The organism is Streptomyces sp. E2N166 (genome assembly GCF_003671715.1).
Classification (GTDB): Bacteria; Actinomycetota; Actinomycetes; order Streptomycetales; family Streptomycetaceae; genus Streptomyces; species Streptomyces thinghirensis.
The window spans coordinates 137,740-154,265 of the sequence record NZ_RAIF01000025.1; the positions used below are offsets into that span (position 1 = coordinate 137,740).

16 protein-coding genes and 4 pseudogenes are annotated in these 16,526 nt (G+C 74.2%); 11 read left to right on the forward strand and 9 right to left on the reverse strand.

The window, feature by feature from the left end:
* Positions 1-19 precede the first annotated feature (19 nt).
* Together EBH09_RS18625 and EBH09_RS18630 are read left to right on the forward strand one after the other, a co-directional pair.
* Positions 20-1,060, forward strand: a complete 1,041-nt coding sequence (locus tag EBH09_RS18625; RefSeq protein WP_121748122.1) for a PHB depolymerase family esterase — start codon at positions 20-22, stop codon at positions 1,058-1,060.
* Between the two features lie 103 nt (positions 1,061-1,163).
* Entirely contained in the window at positions 1,164-2,798 is a 1,635-nt protein-coding gene (locus tag EBH09_RS18630) for a penicillin-binding transpeptidase domain-containing protein (RefSeq protein ID WP_121748123.1), read from the forward strand.
* 23 nt (positions 2,799-2,821) lie between these two features.
* Here EBH09_RS18630 and EBH09_RS18635 read toward each other — a convergent pair.
* A pseudogene (locus EBH09_RS18635) lies at positions 2,822-3,181 on the reverse strand (cytochrome P450); the annotation flags it as partial.
* Here EBH09_RS18635 and EBH09_RS18640 point away from each other — a divergent pair.
* Positions 3,171-3,359, forward strand: a pseudogene (locus EBH09_RS18640) (TetR/AcrR family transcriptional regulator); the annotation flags it as partial. The pseudogenes EBH09_RS18635 and EBH09_RS18640 overlap by 11 nt on opposite strands.
* 11 nt (positions 3,360-3,370) lie before the next feature.
* On the opposite strand, the gene EBH09_RS18645 reads toward EBH09_RS18640, so the two are convergent.
* The 3 genes from EBH09_RS18645 to EBH09_RS18655 all read right to left on the reverse strand — a co-directional run bounded on the left by EBH09_RS18645 (position 3,371) and on the right by EBH09_RS18655 (position 5,245).
* Positions 3,371-3,622 carry a twin-arginine translocase TatA/TatE family subunit gene (locus tag EBH09_RS18645; protein WP_121748124.1) on the reverse strand — a complete coding sequence of 84 codons (252 nt, stop codon included), beginning with the start codon at positions 3,620-3,622 and terminating at the stop codon, positions 3,371-3,373.
* 106 nt (positions 3,623-3,728) lie between these two features.
* Complete coding sequence (locus EBH09_RS18650; protein ID WP_121748125.1) at positions 3,729-4,184, reverse strand: TerB family tellurite resistance protein; 456 nt, start codon at positions 4,182-4,184, stop codon at positions 3,729-3,731.
* Positions 4,185-4,237: 53 nt separating this feature from the next.
* The gene (locus EBH09_RS18655; protein WP_193776394.1) at positions 4,238-5,245 is read right to left on the reverse strand and encodes a sporulation protein; all 1,008 of its coding nucleotides are present in this window, start codon (positions 5,243-5,245) and stop codon (positions 4,238-4,240) included.
* A gap of 305 nt (positions 5,246-5,550) precedes the next feature.
* Between EBH09_RS18655 and EBH09_RS18660 the strand changes: the two genes are divergently transcribed.
* The 3 genes from EBH09_RS18660 (at position 5,551) to EBH09_RS18670 (ending at position 8,490) form a co-directional block, all read left to right on the forward strand.
* Complete coding sequence (locus EBH09_RS18660; RefSeq protein ID WP_121748127.1) at positions 5,551-6,891, forward strand: hemolysin family protein; 1,341 nt, start codon at positions 5,551-5,553, stop codon at positions 6,889-6,891.
* Positions 6,888-7,910, forward strand: a complete 1,023-nt coding sequence (locus tag EBH09_RS18665) for a hemolysin family protein (protein ID WP_121748128.1) — start codon at positions 6,888-6,890, stop codon at positions 7,908-7,910. The genes EBH09_RS18660 and EBH09_RS18665 overlap by 4 nt, the downstream gene beginning before the upstream one ends.
* A 76-nt stretch (positions 7,911-7,986) precedes the next feature.
* A complete protein-coding gene (locus EBH09_RS18670; protein WP_121748129.1) occupies positions 7,987-8,490 on the forward strand; it encodes a hypothetical protein in 504 nt (167 codons plus the stop codon).
* Positions 8,491-8,703: 213 nt separating this feature from the next.
* Here EBH09_RS18670 and EBH09_RS18675 read toward each other — a convergent pair whose 3' ends face one another.
* Positions 8,704-9,111, reverse strand: coding sequence for a DUF5994 family protein (locus tag EBH09_RS18675; protein ID WP_345940941.1), 408 nt, complete (start codon positions 9,109-9,111; stop codon positions 8,704-8,706).
* Between the two features lie 607 nt (positions 9,112-9,718).
* Here EBH09_RS18675 and EBH09_RS18680 point away from each other — a divergent pair.
* The 3 genes from EBH09_RS18680 to EBH09_RS18690 all read left to right on the forward strand — a co-directional run bounded on the left by EBH09_RS18680 (position 9,719) and on the right by EBH09_RS18690 (position 11,484).
* Positions 9,719-10,393: a hypothetical protein gene (locus EBH09_RS18680; protein ID WP_193776395.1), complete on the forward strand. Its 675-nt coding sequence runs from the start codon at positions 9,719-9,721 to the stop codon at positions 10,391-10,393.
* 274 nt (positions 10,394-10,667) lie between these two features.
* Complete coding sequence (locus EBH09_RS18685) at positions 10,668-11,042, forward strand: MerR family transcriptional regulator (protein ID WP_121748130.1); 375 nt, start codon at positions 10,668-10,670, stop codon at positions 11,040-11,042.
* Positions 11,043-11,280: 238 nt separating this feature from the next.
* Positions 11,281-11,484 (forward strand): cold-shock protein, encoded by a 204-nt coding sequence (locus EBH09_RS18690; RefSeq protein ID WP_121748131.1) that lies wholly within the window; start codon positions 11,281-11,283, stop codon positions 11,482-11,484.
* 76 nt (positions 11,485-11,560) lie between these two features.
* On the opposite strand, the gene EBH09_RS18695 is transcribed toward EBH09_RS18690, so the two are convergent.
* The gene (locus EBH09_RS18695; RefSeq protein WP_121748417.1) at positions 11,561-12,904 is read right to left on the reverse strand and encodes a hypothetical protein; all 1,344 of its coding nucleotides are present in this window, start codon (positions 12,902-12,904) and stop codon (positions 11,561-11,563) included.
* Positions 12,905-13,017: 113 nt separating this feature from the next.
* On the opposite strand from EBH09_RS18695, the gene EBH09_RS18700 reads away from it, so the two are divergent.
* Complete coding sequence (locus EBH09_RS18700) at positions 13,018-14,253, forward strand: molybdopterin-dependent oxidoreductase (protein ID WP_121748132.1); 1,236 nt, start codon at positions 13,018-13,020, stop codon at positions 14,251-14,253.
* A pseudogene (locus EBH09_RS18705) lies at positions 14,253-14,675 on the forward strand (hypothetical protein); the annotation flags it as partial. The gene EBH09_RS18700 and the pseudogene EBH09_RS18705, both read left to right, overlap by 1 nt.
* Here the strand turns inward: EBH09_RS18705 and EBH09_RS18710 are convergent.
* From EBH09_RS18710 to EBH09_RS39030, 3 genes and pseudogenes are all read right to left on the reverse strand, one after another.
* Entirely contained in the window at positions 14,582-15,466 is an 885-nt protein-coding gene (locus EBH09_RS18710; protein ID WP_121748133.1) for a methyltransferase domain-containing protein, read from the reverse strand. The pseudogene EBH09_RS18705 and the gene EBH09_RS18710 overlap by 94 nt on opposite strands.
* Positions 15,463-16,092 carry a DUF2064 domain-containing protein gene (locus tag EBH09_RS18715; RefSeq protein WP_121748134.1) on the reverse strand — a complete coding sequence of 210 codons (630 nt, stop codon included), beginning with the start codon at positions 16,090-16,092 and terminating at the stop codon, positions 15,463-15,465. The genes EBH09_RS18710 and EBH09_RS18715 overlap by 4 nt, the downstream gene beginning before the upstream one ends.
* Before the next feature lie 7 nt (positions 16,093-16,099).
* A pseudogene (locus tag EBH09_RS39030) lies at positions 16,100-16,526 on the reverse strand (glycosyltransferase); the annotation flags it as partial.

Sequence of the window (16,526 nt, forward strand, 5' to 3'; positions counted from 1 at the left end):
GGGTTGCTGTCCTCGGGGCATGCGCTCCTTCCGCGACCTCTCGTCCAGCCCGCGCCGGTGGCCCGCCGCGCTCGCCCTGGCCCTCACCCTCCCCCTGGCCGGCTGCGCCACCGAGTCCGGGGGCCGCGAGTCCGGGCGCCCGGACTCGGCGCCATCGGTGAGCAGCACGTCCCCGCCCGGTGCCACGGCATCCGCGGCACCGGAGGCGGTCCGCGGTTGGCTGCGGGCCGACGGCCACACCCGCCGGTACCTCCTGCACCGGCCCGCCGCCGACGGCCCGAGGCCCCTGGTCATCGCCTTCCACGGCCGCGGCGCCGACGCCGCCGGGATGCGCGAGAAGAGCCGGCTGGAGAAGGCCGCCGGGGCCCGCGGCATGCTGGTCGCCTACCCCGAGGGGCTCGACAACGGCTGGGGCGCGGGCAGGCAGGCGACCGAGCGGCGCCCGGATCCCGACCTCGACGTGCGGTTCACCGAGGCACTGATCAGGCACCTGGTGCGCACCGAGCGGGCCGACCCCGAGCGGGTCTACGTCGCCGGATTCTCCAACGGCGGCTCGATGGCGCTGCGCATGGCCGCCGAGCGTCCCGGCCTGCTGGCGGGAGCGGCCTCGGTCTCCGGGCAACTGCCCGCGGGCGCCGCCGCGGTCAGGCCCACCGGGCCCGTCCCCGTCATGGTCGTCTACGGCGCCGACGACCCCGTACGCCCCCTCGCGGGCTGGCCCTCCCCGCCGCCGGACCCCGAGGAGCCGATCCTCCCGAGCCTGTCCGCCCGGGACAGCGCGGAGGCGTTCGCGGCGGCGGGCGGCGCGGGCGAACCGGTCACGGAGGAAGCGAAGGGTTACGACCGAACCGTCTGGCGCCTGACGGAGGCGGCCTCCGATGCCCCCGACGCCTCCGATGCCTCCGGCGGCGGCCGGGAGGCCACCGTCCAGCTCCTGGTCGTCGAGGACGCCGGTCACACCTGGCCGGGCTCGTCGGTCACCCCGCCCAAGGGGTTCGGCCCCACCAGCAAGGCCCTGAACGCCACCGACACGATCCTCGACTTCTTCGCAGCCGGCTGACCGAGACGACGCGGCCCGACGCACAGACCCGACGCACAGACCTGGCCCACAGATCCGACTCACAGACCTGGCCCACAGGCCCGACCCACAGACAGGAACCCTGATGCCGGACTCTCCCTACTTCACCCCTCCGCGCCGCCGCGGGCCGCGCAACGGTGTGCGGGCCGTCGCCGCCGTGGGGGTCGTGCTCGCCATCGCCGCGGGCGGCTCGTACGCCGCCGGGGTCGGGCCCTTCGCACGCGGCGACGACGGTCCCGACCCCGCCGCGATGAAGCAGGCGCGCGCGTTCCTCGCCGACTGGGCCGCCGGGCGCCTGCCGAGCGCGGCCGGCCGCACCACCAGACCCGGCACGGCACAGGAGGTGCTGCAGAGCTTCACCGCGGGCCTCGACATCGGCAGGCCGCGACTGACGGCGGCGGGAGAGGCGAAGGAGGCCGAGGACGGCACCCTCGGCGTCCCCTTCACCGCGAAGATGCCGATCACGGGCCTGGGCACCTGGACGTACGAGTCGCGACTGCCGCTGCGCGAACAGGACGACGGCGGCTGGAAGGTGGACTGGCGGCTGTCCCTGGTGCACCCGCGGCTGAGCGACACGGAGAAGTTCCGGCTGGAGCGCGAGGAGACGACCCCGCCGAACGTCACGGACCGCGACGGGACCTCCCTCTCGGGCGGCGAGTACCCGTCCCTGACTCCACTGCTCGGACGGCTCGCCGACAGCACCGGTGGCGGACCGCGAGGCGCGGTCGAGCTGATCGACCGGGCCACCGGCGAGACCGTGCGCACCGAGGCGGCCTTCGGGAAGAAGCCCGACCCGGCGACGGACGGCAGGCCCGTCCGCACCACCCTGGACGCCACCTGGCAGTCCGCGGCCGAACAGGCCCTCACCGAGGCCGACGGCGAGAACGCCGCCCTCGTCGCCCTGCGCATCGACAACGGCGAGGTCCTCGCCCTCGCCAACTCCCCCTCCACCGGCTTCAACCGCGCCGCCTCCGGCACCTACGCACCCGGCTCCACCTGGAAGATCGTCACCAGCAGCGCCCTGCTGCTCAAGGGCGCGGTGGAGCCCGACGACGTCGTGGACTGCCCCAAGTACCTGACCGTCGGCAAGGAGTTCCACAACGTCGAGACGTCCGAGTACCCCGGCGCCACCTTCCGGAAGGACTTCACGGAGTCCTGCAACACCGCGTTCATCAGCCTGCGCGGCAAGCTGGACGAGGGGGAGCTGGGGAAGGTCGCCCGCACCTACTTCGGGGTGGGCCAGGAGTGGCACATCGGCATCCCGACGTACGACGGCTCCGTGCCGGTGCCCAAGGACGAGACGGAGAAGGCCGCGTCGATGATCGGGCAGGGCCGGGTCCAGGCCAACCCGCTGATCATGGCGTCGGTGACGGCCACCGCGGTCTCCGGCGAGTTCCACCAGCCGTCCGTCACCGCCGGCAACGAGGACGAGACCCGCACCGAGCCGCTCCCCGGCGGGGTCGTCACCCAGCTGCGCGAGCTGATGCGGGCCACCGTCACCGACGGCACCGCGCACGTCCTGGCCGACCTGCCCGGCGAGATCGGCGCGAAGACCGGTACCGCCGAGGTCTCCGACGACCAGGACAACAACGGCTGGCTCGTCGCCCACCGCGGCAACGTGGCCGTCGCCGTCGTCGTCGAGGAGGGCGTCACCGGCGGCGGCTCGGCGGGACCGGTCGTGCACAGCCTGCTGTCGGCCGTACCGGAGGACCCGTCCTGAGCCGCTCGGGACGTGGCCGGCGGTCAGCCGAGGCGCACCGGCAGTTCCGCCGGGCCCCGCAGCAGGGTGCTGGTGCGCCAGGTGGGCGTCGCCGGGCCGGCGGCGAGGGCGAGCCCGAGGAGCAGCCGTACGGCGACGGTGGCCTCGACGCGGGCAGGCGGGGCCCCGGGACAGTGGTGGAGGCCGTGGCCGAAGCCGAGGTGGCCCTGCGTCCGGCGGCCGATGTCGAAGCGGTCGGGGCCGGAGAAGTGCCCGGGGCCGCGGGAGGCGGCGGTGAGGGAGCCGAGCACCGAGTCGCCCGCGGCGAACCTGGCGCGCCCCGGCCCCAGCGGTTCGGCCGCGAAGCGGAACGCGGTGGCGTGCACGGGGGAGTCCCTGAGCGCCGCGACCGCGCCGGACGCCTGGCGCCGCCCCCTGGCCCTGCTCCTCGGCGGCCTGCGCACCGCGCCGCTTCCGCCGCCCCTGCCCGCCCCCTCGCTCACCGCCGCCGAACTGGGCGACGTCCTGCGGGAGACGGGCCCGCACCGCACACGCGGTGGCGGCCGCGTGGCCGACGCGTGAGGTGAGGTGGCTCAGCCCTGGGAAGTGGGCGCCGCGGGCCCGCCGTCCCCGGTGCCCTCGCGGCGGACCGCCTCACCCCGGATGACGCGCGGCGCCTCCCGGTCCTCCGGCGCCGTCCGCTCCTCGTCCTTCATCGCGCGGGCCTCGGCCTTGAGGATGCGGGCCGACTTGCCCGCCGAGCGGGTCAGCTCGGGGAGCTTCTTGGCGGCGAGAACGGCAATGACGACGATGAGAATGATCGCGAGCTCGCTCAGTCCGAACACGGCGCTCCCTGTGGGCGTACGGTGCGGGCCCGCGGCACGGGCCCGCACGGAATCTACGGCAAAGTCGGCGGGGGCCAGGGCCAGGGCCTGGGCCTGGGCGGCGGCCTCAGAGGTCGAACTCGTGCGGCGGCAGGTCCAGGGCGTAGCACGCCTCGCGGACCACGGCCCGCTCGTCCTTGTCGAAGTCCCCGTCGGCGCCGCCGATCACGATGCCGATCTGCACGACGGCCCGTGCCTCGGCGGGCTTCTTCTTGGCCTTGGCGATCTCCTGGAGGACGCCGACCTTGCCGAAGGCGAAGTCGGCGGTCAGCTTGTCCAGGTTGGCCTCGAAGCGGCGGCGCAGGTCGTCGGCGGGGAAGTTCTGCAGCACCTCGTTGGTCCCGATCAGCTGGGCCACGCGCTGCCGCTCGGACGGGTCGACGCTGCCGTCGGCGGCGGCGACCAGCGCGCACATCGCCATGCTCGCGTCGCGGAAGGCGCCGCTCTTGAGGTCGTTCTTCTTCGCCACGAGCTGCGTCTGCATCTGCGACGCGGACTCCTTGAAGCGGTCCCACAGGGCCATGAGAACTCCGTACGGGTCGAGAGGGGCGAGGTTCTACACCCTTGTAGAAGTTATCAGGCGTCCCCGTCGTCCCCGAAGCCGTCCCCGAAGCCGTCCTCGGAACCGTTCTCGGACTCGTCCTCGAAGAAGTCCCCCACCTCGTCGACGGCCTCGGCCGCCACCATCGCGCCGGCGACCCCCACCGCGAGCCCGGCCGCGCCCGCCGCGACGGCGGTGCCGGGGCCGGAACCGCCGGACAGGGCCCCGGACTCGTGCCCGTACACGGCGTGTGAGCCGTAGGACGCCCGGTGCTCGACCAGCTCCCGGACCCAGCCGTCGACGAGGGCGTTCCAGTCCTGCGGCCCGGCCGGTCCCTCGTGGGGGACGGTGAAGCGGCTGAGGGCGTCGTGGCCGTCGGAGAACGGGCCGCCGCGCTTGTCCGCCTCCAGGACCACCTCAAGGGCGCCGGCCACGGCCAGGAAGGTCAGCTCGATCTCGTTGACCTGGTCGGCGTACCGCGGGGGCGGGGTGAGCTCGATCTCCTGGTAGAAGGGCAGCTGCTGCCCGGTGCCGCCGATACGGCCGTACTCCAGGTCGGCGGAGCGGAAGCCGAAGCCGAGCTGCCCGAAGGCCTCCAGGACCGCCTCCTGGGCGGGCAGGGGCGCCACGGTCACCTGGTCCAGGTCGCCCTTGTCCCGGGCGCCGGCGACCGCCAGCTCGGTGCGCACGCCGAGCACGATGCCCAGTGGCTGCCCGTAGAGCTCGGTGACCGGCGTCTCCCAGGGCAGCGGCACCGTGAACGGCACGCCGCGCCGCTCGCCCGCCGCCAGCCGGAAACCCCCGCCGACCGTGTGCCGGCCGAAGACGACGACGCCCTCGCCCTCCCCGTGGTCGCCCTGCTCGGCCTCGACGCGGGCCACCAGTTCCAGCGCGACGTGCTCGACATCGTGGTCGGCGGTGCCGCCGACGAGATGGACCCGGCCCGGCAGCGCGCCCCCCGGCCGGGCGGCGCCCGGGTCGAGGACCGTGTCCAGCGAGGGCCCACCCACGCCGAGGGAACCGAGCAGCCGCTTGAACACCATCGAGGCGTTCACTCCTTCACGTTCGTTCGCACGTTCGTCCGGGGAACAACCGGAACCGTCCGGCAGTTCTCTACAGGCGAGTAGAAGCATAGGGGTCCGAGGACATTGAGGACTCCCCATGCTTTTGCTCGTCCTTTACCATGAGAGGGAAACCTCGGGCGCCCAGCTGGTACCGGCGCCCCCGACCCCGTTAAGGAGTCCCGTTCCGTAATGGAGCCTCCCAGTACCGGCCGTGCCATGGCCGGCCCGCAGTCCTTCCTGTGCGCGCGTGCGCCGTATGTGCGTGAGGGAAGCGGGGTGGCACGGTGACCGAGGTCCTGCTGCTCCTGCTGGCCCTCCTCCTCACCCTGGCCTGCGCCCTCTTCGTGGCGGCCGAGTTCTCCCTCACCACCGTCGAGCGCGGTGACCTGGAGCGTGCCGCCGAGTCCGGTGAGCGCGGCGCCGACGGCGCCCTGAAGGCCGTACGGTCCCTGACCCTCCAGCTCTCCGGCGCCCAGCTTGGCATCACCGTGACCTCGCTGGTCATCGGCATGCTGGCCGAGCCGTCCCTCGCGGTGCTGCTGCGCGGCCCGCTGCGGGCGATCGGCCTGGGCGCTGCCGCGTCCACGGTGGCGACCGTGCTCGGCGTCGTCGTCTCCACCGTCGTCCTGATGGTCGTCGGTGAGCTGGTCCCGAAGAACTGGGCGATCTCCCGCCCGCTGGCCGTCGCGAAGGTCGTCGCGGGCCCGCAGCGCGGCTTCACCACCGCGTTCGGCCCCTTCATCCGGCACCTGAACGACACCGCGAACCGCTTCGTGCGCCGCTTCGGCCTGGAGCCGGCCGAGGAGCTGGCGTCCGCCCGCAGCGCTGAGGAACTGGTCGCCCTGGCCCAGCACTCGGCCGCCGAGGGCGCCCTGGAGGCGGACTCGGCCGAGCTGTTCGTGCGCACCCTGCACCTGAGCGAGCTGACCGCGGAGAACGTCATGACCCCGCGCGTGGACGTCAAGGCCCTGGAGGCCCAAGCCACCGCCGCCGACGCCGCGAACCTCTCGCACGCCACCGGCCTGTCCCGCTTCCCGGTCTACCGGGACAGCCTGGACGAGGTCATCGGCACCGTGCACATCCGCGACGTCCTGGCCCTGGAGCCGGAGCGGCGCACCGTCACCCCCGTCACCCAGCTGGCCACCGCGCCGCTCCTGGTGCCGGACAGCCTGCCCGCCGACCGCCTCCTGGAGCGCATGCGCCAGACCCGCACCATGGCCGTCGTCATCGACGAGTACGGCGGTACGGCGGGCGTGGCGACCGTCGAGGACATCGTGGAGGAGGTCGTCGGTGAGGTGCGCGACGAGCACGACCCGGTCGAGATACCGGACCTGCTGCCCGCCCCCGCCGAGACGGACGGCCGCACGGCCTGGGAGGCCGACGGCTCGCTCCGCCTGGACCGGCTCGCGCGCATCGGCCTGACCGCACCGGACGGGCCGTACGAGACCCTGGCCGGCCTGGTCGCCACCCACCTGGCACGCATCCCCGCCAAGGGTGACGTCATCGACCTGGACGGCTGGCGCCTGGACGTCCTCGACGTCGACCACCACCGCGCCGACCGCCTGCGGGTCACCGCACCCGCGCCGGCCCCCTCGGCCGACCGGCAGCCGGAGGTGGCCCGATGACCGTCGTACAGCTCCTCATCGGCGCCCTGACGCTGCTGACCAACGCCTTCTTCGTCGGCGCCGAGTTCGCCATGATCTCGGTACGCCGCAGCCAGATCGAGCCGCGCGCGAAGACGGGTGACAAGCGCGCCCGGATGACCCTGTGGGGCCTGGAACACATCTCCGCGATGATGGCCACGGCCCAGCTCGGCATCACCGTCTCCTCCCTCGTGCTCGGCGCGGTCGCGGAACCGGCCATCGCGCACCTGATGGAGCCGGTCTTCGAGGCGGTCCACATGCCGCACGCGCTGGTCCACCCGATCGCCTTCGCGATTGCCCTGGCCCTCGCCACCTATCTGCACATGCTGATCGGCGAGATGATCCCGAAGAACATCGCGCTGGCCGCCCCGGCGGCCACCGCGCTGGTCCTCGGCCCGCCGCTGGTCGCCCTCACCCGGGCGCTGAAGCCGGTCATCTTCGGCATCAACGCCTTCGCCAACACGCTCCTCAAGCTGCTGCGGGTGGAGCCGAAGGACGAGGTCGAGGCCGTCTTCACCGACGACCAGCTGGCCCGGATGGTCGTCGACGCGAGCGAGGCCGGGCTCCTCACCCCGGCCGACGGCGAGCGCCTGCGCGACGCGCTGGAACTGGGCACCCGCCCGGTCGGCGAGATCCTGGTCCCGGCCCCGAAGATGCGCACGGTCGACCACACGGTCACCCCGGCCGAGCTGGAGCGCATGGCCGCCGAGGCGGGCTACTCCCGCTTCCCGGTCACCGGCCCCGGCGGCACCGTCCTCGGCTACCTGCACATCAAGGACACCCTGGGTCTCACCGACCGCGGCCGTCCCTTCCCGCGTGCTGCCCTGCACCGGGTCACCCGGGTCCGCATCGACACCCCGCTCGACGACACCCTCACCGCCCTGCGCACCGAGGACAGCCACCTGGCCGCCGTCACCGGCGAGACGGGCGCGGTCCTGGGCTTCGTGACGATGGAGGACGTCCTGACGGAACTGGTGGGCCCGACGACGCCGGTGGCATGACCCCGGGAACCGGGGAACTACCGCACGGCCACGACCGTCTCCCACAGCGACACCTGTACCGCTGTGGGAGGCGCGCATGGCCGTGGTCGGCCTGTTCTGGATCACCGAGGACTGCGTGTACGTGGGAGCCGAACCCACCGGTACGGCGCCCGGCGTACGGCTGACCAAGGACGGGGTCGAGACCCTGGGGTCGGACCAGGGCGGCCGCTTCTGGTCCTGGGACCTGGTCGGCGGCATCGACGTACAGGACGTGGCCGTGCGCTCCACGGCGCGACGGCTGGCCTCGATGGCGTTCGACTCGCTGGTCGTCCTGGTCACCGGCGACGGCGAACAGCCGCCGGCCTTCACGGTGCGGGTGGAGACCGAGAACGACGGCCCGATCGAGGCGACCGCCCTGGCCGCCGCCCCCGGAGGCATCCACACCCCGGACGAGCACGCCCTCTCCCGCACCCGCCTCGCCACCGGCGCCACGCCCGTCGAGAACCTCCTCACCTGGCGCCGGGACGAGCCCGAGGACGTCGCCCCGACCAGGGACGAACAACTGGCACTCCTGCGGCACTGGACGACGACCCCGACCTGACCCACCGGCATCCGGGTCACGCCGCCGTGGCCGCGCCGACGGGTGGCGCGCTGTCACGGCGCCGGTCATCCGGGTGGGCAGTACGTCCCGGGCGTCGTAGTCGAGACCGATCCGCGTGACAGGGCCGGGACGCTCGGTCGACGCGGTGATCAGGCCGGCGGTTCGGCCGCGGGGGCCGACGGCCCGGGCACGGCCTCGTGGCCTTCGTCCGCGCTATTCCAGGCCGCCCACCGCCCCGGCCATGAGCGGCTCGGCGGCCTCGTCGTCGGTATCGGGCGGCACCACCAGCAGGTCCCAGCGTCCGTGGCCGGGGGCGATCAGGACGACGGTGTCCGGGGCGTGCCCGGCGACGCTCCTTCGCAGCCGCACGACCTGGTTGCAGACGAGCATCCGGCCCGGCGACGCCGACCAGGCCCCGCCGTGCACCGTGACACCGGCGATGTGGCCCCAAGCGCGGGGCAGTGCGGCGAGCAGTTGCGGCAGCTCGGTCAGGAGGTCGTACGAGCGCGGCCACCACGCTCCGTCGAGGCGGCGCGGCGGACGGCCCAGGGGCGCCAGACGCAGCCGGAGGGCGGGGTGTGCGGGGCGGGAGGGCGGTGCGGGCGGTGCGGGGGTGATCACGGTCTTGGTTCCCTTCGGTGGAGGAACGGGGCGGCGTGTACGCGGTGCGGTTCCGGCCCCTGGACCGGCGTCGAGAGGTCGGGTCCCCGGCCGCGTACGGCCGTGCGGTGCGGGCGAGGCGGCCGCCCGGCAGCCGCGAGCGGGAGAAGAGGACCGACGGGCGCAGACGGCGACCGTCCGGCGCTGTCGCGAGGCGGGCCGGGTCAGGCCGGGCGGATGCGGGCCGTTCGCGCGGTCACGACGATGCGGCGAGCCGGCGCGGGAGAGGGATGACGCGCGGCACGGAGCGAGAGGCGGGGGCGGTCATGAAGCGGAACCTGTCCCGGGCGTGGGATCGCCCGGTGTCGTGGTACGCCGGGAACGAGGCCGGTCCGGTCACCGGCATGCGCCATGCCCTCGGTCCTTCGAGCGTACTCCGCGGGCGACGGGGGCGGGCGGGACGGACAGGACGGTTCCGGCGTCCCCGACGAGGGCCGGGCCGCGCGCAGGGCCCGGAGTACCGTGGAGAGACCGGGAGCATGCCGCGTACCGGCCCCGACACCGGTGCCGCTCCCGGCGACCGACGACACCGGGCCGTAACGCCCGAGCCCGGGGCAGGAATCGCCTCATGACCGTGAACGTGCCGGTGCGGCCCCCGACGACCAGAGCACCTGACGGGCGGGAGGCCGGTCCGGACCGGCCGGGTCCGCGGCGGCCGAGGCCGGAGCGGGGCTCCTCGCCCCTCGCCGGAGAACGCGTCCGGCCGCTGACGCGGAGCCAGATCGAGGATCGGTCCGGGGACCTGGGCGACCTGTACGCGCAGACCTCCGGCGGCGGCCCGCGGGCGTGGAACGAGGACCGTGGCGCCTTTCTGCGGCAACTGGCGACCGACGTACGGCGTCCGGGGTTCTCGCTGCTGATAGCGGAGAGCACCGTCCTGACCGGCTGCGCCTACGGCTATCCCGTACCCGGCGCTGGTGTCGCGGGAGCGCGGGGCCTGGACGCGTATCTGCCGAGGAGTGTGCTGCCCGTCGCCGCCTCCGGGCGGCTCTTCCTGGTCTCCGGGATCATCGTTCCGGCCCGCGTGCGCAGGCGGAACCAGGACCGGGCCTGGAACCTCGCCCGGCGCCTGCAGAGGCGGCTGCTCACCGAGCACGACGCCGCCCTCGGCGTCACGCTGGTGGACCGGACCGACGCCGCGACCGTCCAGGCCTTGCGCGCCTGGGGCTGGCGCTACGCCGAGGGCGACACACTCCAGGCGTCCCTGCTCGGCCCGTACGGCGTCCTCCTGCTCCGGCCCTGATCGGGGCCCCCGTACGGTGTCCTCCTGCTCCGGCCCTGAGCCACCACGTCGCCCCTCCACTCCCGCCGGCGGTGGTCCGGCGGTCCGGCCGTCCCCGGACGGGACCGGGGCCGCCCGCCGACACGCGTCGGCCGCCCCGGCACCGCGGCCGGTACTCCGGCGGATATGTGTTCGCCGCGACAGGTATCCGACGGGCGCGACTAGAGTTCAGCTTGCGGGGGAACCGGATTCCCTGCGGCGGGCCGTGTCCCCAGCGGTTCGCAGGAAGGTATGCATGCCCCCGGAGAGCAGGCTGAACGCCGAAGGTCGGCCGCAGGCCGCCGACCGGCTCGACGACGATCAGTACCCGGCGTACACCATGGGCAGGGCGGCCGAGCTGATCGGCGCCACGCCCGGTTTCCTCCGCGCCCTCGGCGAGGCGGAACTGATCAGCCCGAAGCGTTCGGAAGGCGGGCACCGCCGCTACTCGCGCCAGCAACTGCGCCGCGCCGCACGCGCCCGCGAGCTGGTCGACCAGGGAACGCCCATCGAGGCCGCCTGCCGCATCGTCCGCCTGGAGGACGACCTGGAGGCGGCGTTGCGCATGAACGAGGAACTCCGCCGCGAGGCGCCGAGTCCCGGTGGGAACGGAGAGCGGCGCGGCGAGTGAAAAACTGACGCCGGCGAAACAGATATTCGTTGAACGCCGGAAAAACAATCCTGCGGCAAATCCGGGCGCCATTCCGCGCGTTTCGGTTTCCGTGTCGCCGATTCATATCGTGCTAGGCTGGACATCAGTTGCAGTTGTGGTTGCCATTTGTGTTACCGGTTTTCCGGGCAGGTGATCATCGCAGCGATGGGAAGGTCCGCACGGTGCGGGCCTCCAGCACTGCCTAGGAGTAAAAGACATGGCTTCCGGTACCGTGAAGTGGTTCAACGCCGAAAAGGGCTTCGGTTTCATCGCGCAGGACGGCGGCGGCGCCGACGTCTTCGCCCACTACTCGAACATCGCCACCCAGGGCTTCCGTGAGCTCCAGGAGGGCCAGCGGGTCAACTTCGACGTCACGCAGGGCCAGAAGGGCCCGCAGGCGGAGAACATCGTTCCCGAGTAATCGCGCGCGAACCGCTGCATGAGGGCCCGCACCGCAAGGTGCGGGCCCTCATGCGTGTGCCCGGCGGTCCGTTCGCTCACCAGCCGGTCGCCAGCAGGTGGTTGAGGAGCAGGGCGAGTACGGCCTGCGCCGCCAGCCACACGCGCGGGCGGCCGAGGAACACGCAGGCCGGGAGCAGCCACAGGGCGAAGGGGAGCCAGATGCGTTCCGTCTCCGCCTTGCTCATGCCGGACAGGTCGGCGACGAGCAGGGCGAGCAGCCCGGCGGCCACCAGGAACGCCAGGCGACTGTCCTCGGCGCTCACGGCGTCGTCACGCCGCCGTCGGACCAGTACACCCGCGGTCCGCCGTAGCCCCGCGACCGTCGCCAGGCCGACGATGAGCACCGTGCAGGCGAGGTTCGCCCACACCCAGTAGCCGTAGGGGCGGACGCCGGCCGCGCCCTGGTAGTACCGCTCGACCAGCAGGTGGTACGCCTCCCACCAGTCGAACCCGGCCGCGGTGAACGCCACCGGAACCACCGCCATCCCCGCCAGGAGGGGCACGAACAGCACGGGACGCTCCCGCACCCCGCGCCGCCCGAGCCACAGCACCGCCGCCGCGATCACCGCGAACAGCGTCAGGCCGTACGAGAGATAGCAGGTCAGTCCGAACAGCAGCCCCGACCCCGCCGCCCACCACAGCGAGCGTCCGGTGACCGCGAGGGCCAGTAGCGCCACCGCCCACGCGGCGACCGCCGCGAAGTAGCCGTCGGCCGACGTGCCCATCCACACCGCGGCCGGCGCCAGGACCAGGAAGGGCGCCGCCCGCCGGGCGAGCCGCTCGCCGGCCAGCACCCGCACCGCCACCAGCACCGCCACGCACGCCGTCGCGCCCACCGTGATGCACCAGGCCCCGGCCCAGCCCCCGCCGCTCAGCCCGATCCGGTCGAGCAGCACGAAGGTGAGCGTGGCCCCCGGCGGGTGACCGGCGACATGGGCGGGCCAGTTGTCGGGGGAGTGCAGAAGGATGTGCCCGTTGAAATCGCGCAGGGTCGCCGGTACGTCGCGCCAGCGGTCGATGACCGAGAGGTACTCCTGACTGGTGGTGAGCCGGCCGGCGACGCCCCGGCGCCAGCCGTCGATCAGGGCCAGCGACCAGGTCCAGGCCATCGCGGCGCCCCAGGCCGCGGCGAGCAGCGCGCGCCACGGCACGCGGGCGGCGACGGCCGGTCCGTACGCCGCGGTCGCCGCGGCCACCAGGACGGCCGCCGGGGTGCCGGGGCCCAGGTGCGGGCCCCAGCGGCCGAGCAGCGGTGGCCAGCCGACGATGAGGGTGTCGTAGGTGTACACGTTGCGGCCGACCAGGATGGCGGCCGCGACGAGCAGCACGGCGGCCGCGACGGCGTAGAGGTCGCGAGGGAGGGAGCGCGGGCGGGTCACTTCGGCACCGTAGGCCGGGAGATCGCCGTCGGGATGGTGCACGCGGCGGACGTCAGCGTTTCGTCATGGGTCGGAGAGCGTCCGCGGGGCCGGTCCCGGCCTAACGTCGGGACATGCGCGACCTCGCCTCACGGCTCCCGTCCTCGCCGGGCTTCTGGCGCAGCCCCCTGCGCGGCCCCCGGTTCACGGCGGTGCTCGGCCTCGTCCTGCTCGTCGGCATCACCGTGCTGTTCGTGACGGGCCTGCTCTCGTACGCCGCGTACAACCCCGACCTGGACCCCGTCAACGACAAGACCCCGGACAAGGGACTCCTCGGCTTCTACCTCTTCGCGTGGCCGACCGGCCCGGACTGGCTGTACCGCCTCACCCAGGGCGTTCACGTCACCCTCGGCCTCACCCTGATCCCGGTACTGCTGGCCAAGCTGTGGTCGGTCGTGCCGAGACTCTTCTCGCTGCCGCCGGCCCGCTCGCTCGCCCACGCGCTGGAGCGGATCTCGCTGCTGCTGCTGGTCGGGGGCGCGCTGTTCACGTTCCTGACGGGTGTGCTCAACATCCAGCTGGACTACGTCTTCCCCGGCTCCTTCTACCCGCTGCACTTCTACGGGGCCTGGGTCTTCTTCGCCGCGTTCGTCGCGCACGCCGCGCTCAAGGTGCCGGTGGCGCTGCGCAACCTCCGGGCGATGCGCGAGGAGCGCGACGACCTGGTCTCCCCGCGGCCCGACCCGCCCACCGTCTCGCGGCGCGGGGCGCTGTGGCTGGTGGGCGGCGGCTCGCTGCTGATGTTCGTCACCAACGCCGGCCGCAGCTTCGACGGGCCGCTGCGGGAGACGGCCGTGCTCTCGCCGCACGGCGGGCCCGAGCCGGGGAACGGCCCCAACGGCTTCCAGATCAACAAGACGGCCGCCTACGCGGGCATCGACCCGGCCGAGACCAGCGAGGACGCCTGGCGGCTCGTCGTCACGGGACGCACGGGGACCGTCCGGCTCGGCCGGGCCGAACTGCGGCGCCTGGAGCAGCACAGCGCGGCGCTGCCCATCGCCTGCGTCGAGGGCTGGTCGACGTCCGACCAGTGGTGGCGCGGGGTGCGGCTGCGCGACCTCGCCGCGCTCGTGGGCTTCGAGGACGACCCGCCGGACGTGTTCGTCGAGTCCCTCCAGCGCCGGGGCGCCTTCCGCAGCGGGGCGCTGCGCGCCAACCAGGTGGCCGACCCGCGCTCCCTGCTCGCCCTGGACGTCAACGGCGAGGCGCTCAGCCCGGACCACGGGTATCCGGCGCGGATCATCGTGCCCGCCGCGCCGGGCGTGCTGAACACCAAGTGGGTGGCCCGACTGACGTTCGGAGACCTGTGATGAACCCTGTGCGCGGGCTGCCGCGCCCCGTGATCGGCGGCCCCTTCCGGATTCTCCTGCTCGCCTGCTCGTTCGCGCTCGCGGGCTACGCGGGTGTGCGGCTGCTCGCCGGCGACTGGCTGGGCGTGGTGCTGTGGTTCGTGGGGGCGGCGCTGCTGCACGACCTGGTGCTGCTGCCCCTGTACACGGTGGCCGACCGGGCGGTCCTGCGAGGGCTGGGGGCGGCCGGGCGCCGTGAGTGGGCGCTGTACGTGCGGGTCCCGGCCGCCTTCTCCGGGCTGCTCCTGCTGGTCTGGTTCCCGCTGATCAGCGGCCGGGTGGACGCGCGTTACCGGTCGGTCGCCGCGCTGTCGGCGGACGGCTTCCTCGCCCGCTGGCTGCTGATCACGGCCGCGCTGTTCGGCGGCTCGGCGCTGTTGCTGGCGTGGCGGTCGTGGCGGTCCTGGCGGTCGCCCGGGTCGTAGCGGTCCCTGCGGTCCCTGCGGTCGCTGCGCAGCGCGACGAAGCGGCGTTCGCCCGACGCCCACTGAGCGACGGTCCGCAGGCCGGCGGTACCCGCGTGGCGCAGCAGGGCGGGGGTGCCGATCCGCGCCCAGGGGAAGGGGCTGTCGGCGGCGTGGGCGTCGGTGACGTCGACGACCTGCACGTGGGTGCGTTCGTCGACGTCCACCGGGGCCGTCTCGGCGATCAGCAGGCCGCCGGGCGCGAGCAGGGCGGCGACGCGGACGAGCAGGGCACCGGGGTCGCCGCCGATGCCGATGTTGCCGTCCATGAGCAGGACGGTGCCCCACCGGCCCTCGCCCGGCAGGGGCTCGAAGACCGAGCGCCGCAGCGACTGGCCCCCGAGCCGCAGGGTGCGGGCGACGGCGGCCTCGCTGACGTCGATGCCGAGGACGGTCCGGCCCCGGGCGGCGAGTTCCGCCACCAGCCGGCCGGGTCCGCAGCCCACGTCGAGTACGGCGCCCTCGCACCGGTCCAGCACCTCCAGGTCGACCGCGTCGGCCCGCGCGCACCAGCGCTCGACCTCCAGCGGCAGCAGCCAGCCGTCCACCCGGCGCAGGAACAGCGGACCGCGCCCGGTGCGCAGGGCGGCGGAGTAGGGGTCGGAGGCGGCCCAGGGTCCCGGAGCGGTGCCTCGCGGGGCGGATACGCCGAGACGGCCGGGGGCGCCGCCCAACCAGCCGCTCGCCTGCCCGCCCGTAGCCCTGCTCATCGGCCCGCCCGTCGTCCCGTGACCTCCGTGCACGCGGCCAGCCGGGCGGCGAACCGGCCGTGCGGGGCCAGTGCGGCCACGGCCGACGCGTCGGCGGCGGTGTCGACGTCGCGCAGGCGCGGCAGGTCGCGCACCCGCAGCCCCGCCGCGAGGAGCCGCGCCCGCTGCACGGCCCCCGTCACCGGCGTGGACATGGGTACGCCCCGCAGCAGCGCGGGGTCGGGGCGGGCCATGCCCAGGGCCCAGAAACCGCCGTCCTCGGCCGGACCGACGTACGCGTCGCAGCCGCCGAAGTCCACGGTGAGCAGCTCCGGCGTCACCTGCGGGGTGTCCATCCCGATCAGCAGGGCGGGCCCGGCGCACCCGGCGAAGGCGTCCGCGAGCCGTTCGTCGAGGTCGCCCGCGCACTGCGGTACGACGTCGATGCCGGGCGGCAGCCAGGGGCCGGGGGCGCCGTCGAGCACCAGCACCCGGCGCCGCGCGGGCGACGCGGCCACGGCGCACAGGGTGTCGGCGAGGGCCGCCTCGGCGAGCGCGGCCGCCTGGGCCGGCGTGAAAGGCGGGGTGAGCCGGGTCTTGACCCGGCCGGGCCGGGGTTCCTTGGCGATGACGAGAAGGGTGGTCACGTGCCGCTCACCTCGGGCTTTCTTCGCGGGCCGGACCGGGGGCCGGTGCTTCGGCCAGGACGCGGCGCATGTCCCGTACCGCGTTCCACGTGCCGCGCCAGGTCCCCGTCACCTTCGAGGCGCCGGTGCGGGGCAGGTAGGGGACGTCGTGCTCGGTGATCCGCCAGCCCGCGTCGGCGGCGCGCACCACCATCTGGAGCGGGTACCCGCTGCGCCGGTCGGTGAGACCGAGATCGAGCAGCGAATCACGGCGGGCGGCGCGCAACGGGCCGAGGTCGTGCAGGCGGACGCCGGTGCGGCGGCGCAGCATCCGGGCGAGCGCGAGGTTGCCCGCGCGGGCGTGCGCGGGCCACGCGCCCCGGCCCTGCGGGCGCCGGCGGCCCAGCACCAGGTCCGCCGTGCCGGCGCGGATCTCGCGCACGAAGGGTGCCAGC

Bases quoted from the DNA above. Each gene is read 5' to 3' on its own strand.
- EBH09_RS18625 (WP_121748122.1), top strand. From the start codon at position 20: ATGCGCTCCTTCCGCGACCTCTCGTCCAGCCCGCGCCGGTGGCCCGCC.
- EBH09_RS18630 (WP_121748123.1), top strand. From the start codon at position 1,164: ATGCCGGACTCTCCCTACTTCACCCCTCCGCGCCGCCGCGGGCCGCGC.
- EBH09_RS18650 (WP_121748125.1), bottom strand. From the start codon at position 4,184: ATGGCCCTGTGGGACCGCTTCAAGGAGTCCGCGTCGCAGATGCAGACG.
- EBH09_RS18655 (WP_193776394.1), bottom strand. From the start codon at position 5,245: ATGGTGTTCAAGCGGCTGCTCGGTTCCCTCGGCGTGGGTGGGCCCTCG.
- EBH09_RS18665 (WP_121748128.1), top strand. From the start codon at position 6,888: ATGACCGTCGTACAGCTCCTCATCGGCGCCCTGACGCTGCTGACCAAC.
- EBH09_RS18670 (WP_121748129.1), top strand. From the start codon at position 7,987: ATGGCCGTGGTCGGCCTGTTCTGGATCACCGAGGACTGCGTGTACGTG.
- EBH09_RS18680 (WP_193776395.1), top strand. From the start codon at position 9,719: ATGACCGTGAACGTGCCGGTGCGGCCCCCGACGACCAGAGCACCTGAC.
- EBH09_RS18685 (WP_121748130.1), top strand. From the start codon at position 10,668: ATGCCCCCGGAGAGCAGGCTGAACGCCGAAGGTCGGCCGCAGGCCGCC.
- EBH09_RS18690 (WP_121748131.1), top strand. From the start codon at position 11,281: ATGGCTTCCGGTACCGTGAAGTGGTTCAACGCCGAAAAGGGCTTCGGT.
- EBH09_RS18700 (WP_121748132.1), top strand. From the start codon at position 13,018: ATGCGCGACCTCGCCTCACGGCTCCCGTCCTCGCCGGGCTTCTGGCGC.
- EBH09_RS18710 (WP_121748133.1), bottom strand. From the start codon at position 15,466: ATGAGCAGGGCTACGGGCGGGCAGGCGAGCGGCTGGTTGGGCGGCGCC.